Genomic DNA, 6534 nt, shown 5'->3' with positions numbered 1-6534 from the left:
AAAATTAATCGGAACCATATAATTCCCAGCATGTAGGCTCGTATTAAACTTTTCAAAATACAATGCATAGGCCGTATTGACATCTTCACTTCCCGTCTCCTTCATCACCACACTGTCCACAAAACCGATTAAAGCATTTATCGCCACAACATCCTCAGCACTAAAAGTGGCCTTAAAAATTTCATCCGTTTCATAGTCAGGACGCTTGGCACAAGCCATGAGTAGAAGAACACACACTGCGATCAGGAAACTTTTCATAGTTGTAATTTTTTGGGATTAGAATGGCGGTTGTCGATATTATCTGCTATTTAAAATTTTAAACGTGGTAAATTTACCTAATCCCCAATATTTTAACTGATGCAATCATCAAGATTTTGCACTGCACCAAACCTATCCACGAAGCACAAATTTATTTTGTTTTTTTGAGCGTGGGCAAATGCAGAGCATTCAGGAACACCATTAAGAAAAACAATTTGTGAGTAATCCTAAAACCGACCTGAAAGGCAGTTACTCCGGCTGGCTTGGCAAGCTCTTTGACAAAGCATTGTTTATAGCGTTGGCTTGCGGGGCTTTGGCAATGTGCTTGCAAAATGCGTTGGCTATATGAAATATCTAAAATCATGTGCTTTTGTTCCTAATTCTTCTAATTGTTTACCCATTACAGATAGCCGTTTAGAGAAGTCAATGGTTACAGGAAAGGTTTTATAGAGTTCCGCTCCATTCCAATTCATTTTAGTCAGTTTAAGAATATCATTAGCAACAGTTTCTATTGGGTCTGTCCCTCTGAATCTTTTTATGAGTAAAGGTGATGGGATTCCTCTCTTACCCTGAAAATACTTGCCATTCAATTCTTGGCTTTCAATTAATCCATGTGTCCATAATAGAAAAGTGAAATCATCCAATTGAATTACCGTGCCTCTTTCAATAGGGTAGCTGTTAAATTCGTGCTTGCCCTTGCTGTTTTTTATAAGTTTTATGGCTCGCCAACTACTGAATTGCTGAATCTGTAAGAGTTCGATATTATCAATTCCTTCTAATGCGTTGCTTATTCCTTCCATTTCTGCTCCGGTAAAATGTGTGGTTTTATGCAGTACCAGTTTTTTCAATCCAATAACCGGGTCAATTTTATGGTAAGTATTTCGAATGTTGCTTACTAAACGAAAAGCATCTTCCTTACTCATGAAAGGATTCTTGTTATAAAATACTGGCTTATCTATTGGCTGCAATAAGAATTTAAGTCCGTTTCCATGCCCATCAAATATTTGACTGCTCCCAAGAACAACTTTATCACGAGCATTTTGCCTTATGGCATAACCTAACCCAACAAAGGCAGTTTCCGTATTGTCTGTCTTAACTTTCCATGGAGTTCCGTTTGATTTAACATATAAGCCTAACGATAGCCACCACCGAATTTTTGCCTGGTCTTTATAATTAATAGATTTATCTTCTATGAACTGAATTCTCAAACCTTTCTTCACACAGTACAACTTCAATGAATCGTGTAAGTCATAGTATGTATTTTCATTCTTTAGCTCCCTGAATTTTTTCCATTGGTCAGGTATGTAGATAACAGCGCAATCTATGTCAGTGCTTTTCAATGCCAACTTATCAATTTTGCTTTTCAGGTAATCATAAAATTGAATGGCAGAAAAACTGCTTACGGCATTATTCGGGATTGTAATCACAAATTCACTTTGAATAGTGGGGGGAATAATAAGATGCTTTTTGAAAACATTGTCAAATCCTGGGAAATCCTTCAAATATTCCTTTTCCCATATTGGACTGATTGAATTCAACAAAGAATCTAAATGGGCTTTTACTCGTTGAAATCCAAAGTCTGGTGAAATAATAGCTAAATTGACTTTTGCAGAGCCATTATTACTTTGGTCAAAGCTTTCTTCTAACGGACCTAAAATTTTTAAGCCATTAATCGGATGAATTGATTGCTTTGCCTCATCCTGATAATGAAAATAAATTGATGGCTCGTTAAGTCTCGTAAAGCCATTAAAGCAATAAAACTTATCGTTTACTCTTTTGGCTGCAGTTGAGTAATATTCAGAAAGCTTTATTTCAAAATCACCAAGTTTAAAATTTAAGCTTTCATTTTTCTTCTTCAATTCATTAAACCACCAATGCATCTTCTGCCCATACTTATTATTGTAGCGATTTGAAATAATGGTGTTTGAAAGATATTGAACAACATTTATGGGTGGCTCACCGCCTGCTGTTGTCTGAATATGAACAGTAGGACAAATTAGTAGATAAAGCTCTTTATTAACGAATTCAATTTTAAACTCAAATGCTTCAAAAACGGCTATGTTATGATAAATATTGAAATTACGGTTTCGATTTTTTATTTCCGTGATTTCGCTTTCACTTAATGAATTTTCGGAAGAGTAGAATTTTCTAATATTTCTGCCTTTTGCGTAAACGGATAATCCAAAATCATTGACCAAAACTTTTTCAACCAACTCATATATCATTCCTAAATAAAAAGAATTAGAATGATAATAGATATGCTCTGGTATGTCAGCAATTTTTAAGTCATCCGTTATATGGCTTTTAAAAGTTTCCTTGATTTCCTGTTCAATACCAAAAATCATCAAAGTATCATTTTTGGTGAATGACGCAACTATGTTGGAGTTGCCGATTGCTTGCCGCAATCTTTTCCATTTTCCTACCCCAGTTAAAGTGGTTTTCGTAGTAAAAGCGGTTTTCGGAAAGCTCTTTGCCTTTATTGCATTTAGAAGAATTGGCAAGGTGGCAGAGGGATTCTGACTTAATCTAAATGCTTGTCTTTGTTCAAATCGTTCAGAGGCAATGGTATCAATTTGTGTATTTGATAATTCACAGGTTTTATAAATCTCATGTAGAAAATAGTCGAAGCTATCTATCTCTAAAAACCCTGAACGATTGTTTTGTTGATGAGCTTTTTCCAACAATGCTTCTAACTCATTTGTCGGTTGCAGTCCCTTTGGTATACACCAGATTAAACCTTTCGCAAAGGCATTGGGTTTCTCTAATGCTTTTTCTAATGTGGTCATTACAGATTTATCACTTCCCGAATATCCGACAACCAATAAGCCTTTTTGGGTTGAAGCATCTAAGAATTTTGTATGTAAACTTGCTTCTAACTCCTGTAGTTCTTCATCAGTATTTTGGAGCGGGTCATAGCGGAAATCCCCATGAAGTTTTACAACTGTTGGAATATCCGAGTTGAATTGTTGAACGGAGCTTGCATTATCCGGAGAAACAATTTGACAACTTTTATGATTTAAGGCTGTAATTGCCTTTTCAATCAAGTCATCAAAATTGGTAGTCCAGACCACATTGAATTTTTGTCGCTCTACAAGTGCAGATAAACAAAGAAAGCCAATGGACGGTTTTTTATCACGAACCAAATCACTTAAAAACTCTTTTCTGACAAGTGAGTCGGGGTAACATTCTTTGAAATATTGAGAGTAGGGGTTTGTTATATTGTTGTCGCCTCTTTGGTCAAAGTAATTTTGAATAATTTGTTTGTTGGCTTCTATTTTAAGGTCAGTAAACTTCTTGCCATTTATTATTTTCTTGCTGCTAAGTATTTCTCTCTTAAAGTGCCAAATTAAATCACCTCCTGACGGGATACCGGAATTGACAGAGGCACCTGAACCTAAAAACAAATCGAATGACTGATTTGAAAGCACCTTGAAACTCCTTAAAAATGTTTCTCTATCAATTTTTCGCATAGTATTTAATGATGTTTAGCTACCTGTTATTCCATTTATAAATGTTTCTACAAATCCGATTATTTTATCTGTAACCCTTTCAGCAACGGTTTTTCTTTCTTTCAGGCTCGGTCTTGTGTTCATCATTCCAATAATCTCATCTCGCAGGGGTTTTTTCTCTGTGAACAAATAATTGCCGATTACTTCCTGTAATTTTTCAACGTCTAAATTTTCCTCTTTGCTTAAATTCTCAATTGCTAAAAGTCTTTCTTTACTCCAATAATTTTCAAATTCTTCAGGAATATTGTCAGAATCATCAATGTGCGGCAAGTTTTCTTGTATAAATCGTTCAATCAATTCACGTTTACTACGCATTTGTGCATCGCCAGACATAATTTCAATAATCTCTTTTTTCTGTTTCTCTTGTTCTTCTTCTGTTGAATCCTTCAGTTTAGCAAGAAGTTTCAGAATATAAGCAACATTTATTTCGTCTCGGTGAATCAATTCCAGTTCAAAATCAACATCGCCCAAGATGGAAACTTTCTCTTTTTGATGTGACGATTTTGCTTTGTCGTAAAGGTCAAGATATTTGCTTTTGTAGTCCTCAAAATTTTGCTCGTCCATTGATAAATCAGAAAAGTCAAACTCTGTGAACGTTGCTAATACATTTTTCAAACGCATTAACTCTCTGAAAGCTTTTATAAATTCAAGTTCCTTTTCTTCGTCTTGCAAATCGTTCACGCTATTTACAGTTGGTGTAATCTGTAATAATGCTATAAATGCCTGATTAAATTTCGCAACGTATACTTCATACGGCTGCATTATTATTTCATCTTTGGCATTTATATTTGAGAAAAGCGAAATTGCATCGTCTGTTGCTCCTTTTAAATTACGGAAGCAAACAATATTTCCTTGAGATTTTAATTCGTTTAAAATCCTGTTTGTTCTTGAATAGGCTTGTATTAAACCGTGATATTTCAGGTTCTTATCAACGTAAAGCGTGTTTAATGTTTTGCTATCGAAACCAGTTAAAAACATATTTACGACCAATAAAACGTCTATTTGTTTGTGTTTTACACGTTTTGCAACATCGTTGTAATAATTATAAAAACTCTGACTGTCTTTTGTTGTATAGTTTGTGCTGAATTGTTTGTTGTAATGACCAATAAATTCTTCGAGATAATCTCTTGAATGCTGACTGCCATATTTTACCTGCGGTTCAGCAGCAATACTTAATTCAGCCGATTCAAATTCATCATCAATAAAAGCATTTCCAATAGCATCTTTATCATCCTCGTTTGCCTGATAGGAGAAAATGGTTGCTAAACGTAAATTGTGTTCGCCCGCTTCTTTTTTCTGATGGAATAGTTTGTAATATTCAATCAAGGTATCAACACTTGAAACAGCAAATATGCTTGTAAACTCTCTACTGTGAGTTTTCCTGTTATGATTTGTAATAATGTAATCTGCAATGTTATTTAAACGCTCTGGTGCGTTCATAACTCCGGCTTCGTCAATAGCTTCTACATCAATATCTAAAATGTGGTCTTTCTTCTTGAACGTGCTAATATATTCGATTGAGAACTTTAAGACATTTTCGTCACGGATAGCATCGGTAATAACGTATTGATGTAGTTTTTTGTCAAACAACATTGTTGTTGTTCGCTTTCCATATTCATTTTTACCTGCGTTCTTCTCAAATATAGGTGTTCCTGTAAAACCAAACATTTGACTCCCGGTAAAAAACTTTTTTATGTCTTCGTGGGTTTTTCCGAATTGCGAACGGTGGCACTCATCAAAAATAAAAACTATGCGTTTTTCTTTGAGTGTTTCCATTCTGCTCAAATACCTGTTTTTGCTAATGGCTGTATTTAGTTTCTGAATAGTGGTAACAATCAACCTGTTATCCCCAACCATTTGTTTTACCATAGTATTAGTATTGTTTGTTCCGTCAATACTGCCTTTGCTAAAAGCATTAAATTCTTTAGTAGTTTGATAATCTAAATCTCTACGGTCAACCACAAAAATAACTTTATGCACTTTAGGGAAGTTAGTCAGGATTTGAGCCGTTTTAAAAGATGTTAGTGTTTTTCCTGAACCTGTTGTGTGCCAAATATAACCGTACTTTCTAGTGGTTTGTACTCTTTCAACAATAGCTTCAACAGCATAAAACTGATATGGACGAAGCACCATCAATATTTTATCTGATTCGTGACTGACAATGTATTTGGTAATCATTTTAGAGATATGGCAAGGCTCTAAAAATACATCGGTAAAATCAGCAAGTTGGGTAATGAGTTTATTATTTACATCGCTCCAATAAAATGTTTGCTTGAAACTGCGTGCTTTAATGGGGCTGTTGGCATAATATTTTGTGTTTACGCCATTGCTGATTACAAATATCTGAATAAACTGAAACAATCCGTGACCAGCCCAATAAGAATGGCGTTCGTAACGATTGGTTTGATTGAATGCTTCTTTTAATTCTAAACCTCTACGCTTTAACTCTATTTGTACCAAAGGCAAACCATTGATTAAAACAGTAACATCGTACCGATTCTTGTACGAGCCTTCCATTGTTACTTGATGCGTAACCTGAAATTGATTTTGACACCAATGGATTTGATTGATTAATTCAATGGTTTTATGTTCGCCTTTATCGTTGGTGTAGGGTACGCGGTCACGTAATATTTTGGCTCGCTCAAATACATTACCCTTGTTTATAAAGTTTAGAATTTGTTTAAAATCGTTCTCCGAAAGTTCTGTTTTATTATGAACTTCTAATTGTGATTTTAAGTTAGCCAATAAATCGTTTTCATCTTTAATT

The 6534-nt window shown here is 34.8% G+C and carries 3 protein-coding genes; all 3 read right to left on the bottom strand.

Annotated elements, in window-relative coordinates; translation table 11 throughout:
* Window positions 1-258, bottom strand: a 258-nt coding sequence (locus JCM15548_RS19700; protein ID WP_157483003.1) for a hypothetical protein, incomplete at its 3' end; no start/stop codon positions are given.
* 341 nt (window positions 259-599) lie between these two features.
* Window positions 600-3728, bottom strand: a complete 3129-nt coding sequence (locus tag JCM15548_RS19690; RefSeq protein WP_062128845.1) for an SIR2 family protein — start codon at window positions 3726-3728, stop codon at window positions 600-602.
* Between the two features lie 15 nt (window positions 3729-3743).
* A partial coding sequence (locus JCM15548_RS19685) for a type I restriction endonuclease subunit R (RefSeq protein ID WP_062128843.1) occupies window positions 3744-6534 on the bottom strand: 2791 nt, incomplete at its 5' end.

The organism is Geofilum rubicundum JCM 15548 (genome assembly GCF_000974365.1).
GTDB lineage: Bacteria > Bacteroidota > Bacteroidia > Bacteroidales > Marinilabiliaceae > Geofilum > Geofilum rubicundum.
This window is presented reverse-complemented; position numbering and strand designations above follow the sequence as displayed.

What these genes read in the sequence shown, in the direction of transcription:
- JCM15548_RS19690 (WP_062128845.1), bottom strand. Translation starts at nt 3,728, where the DNA reads ATGCGAAAAATTGATAGAGAAACATTTTTAAGGAGTTTCAAGGTGCTT.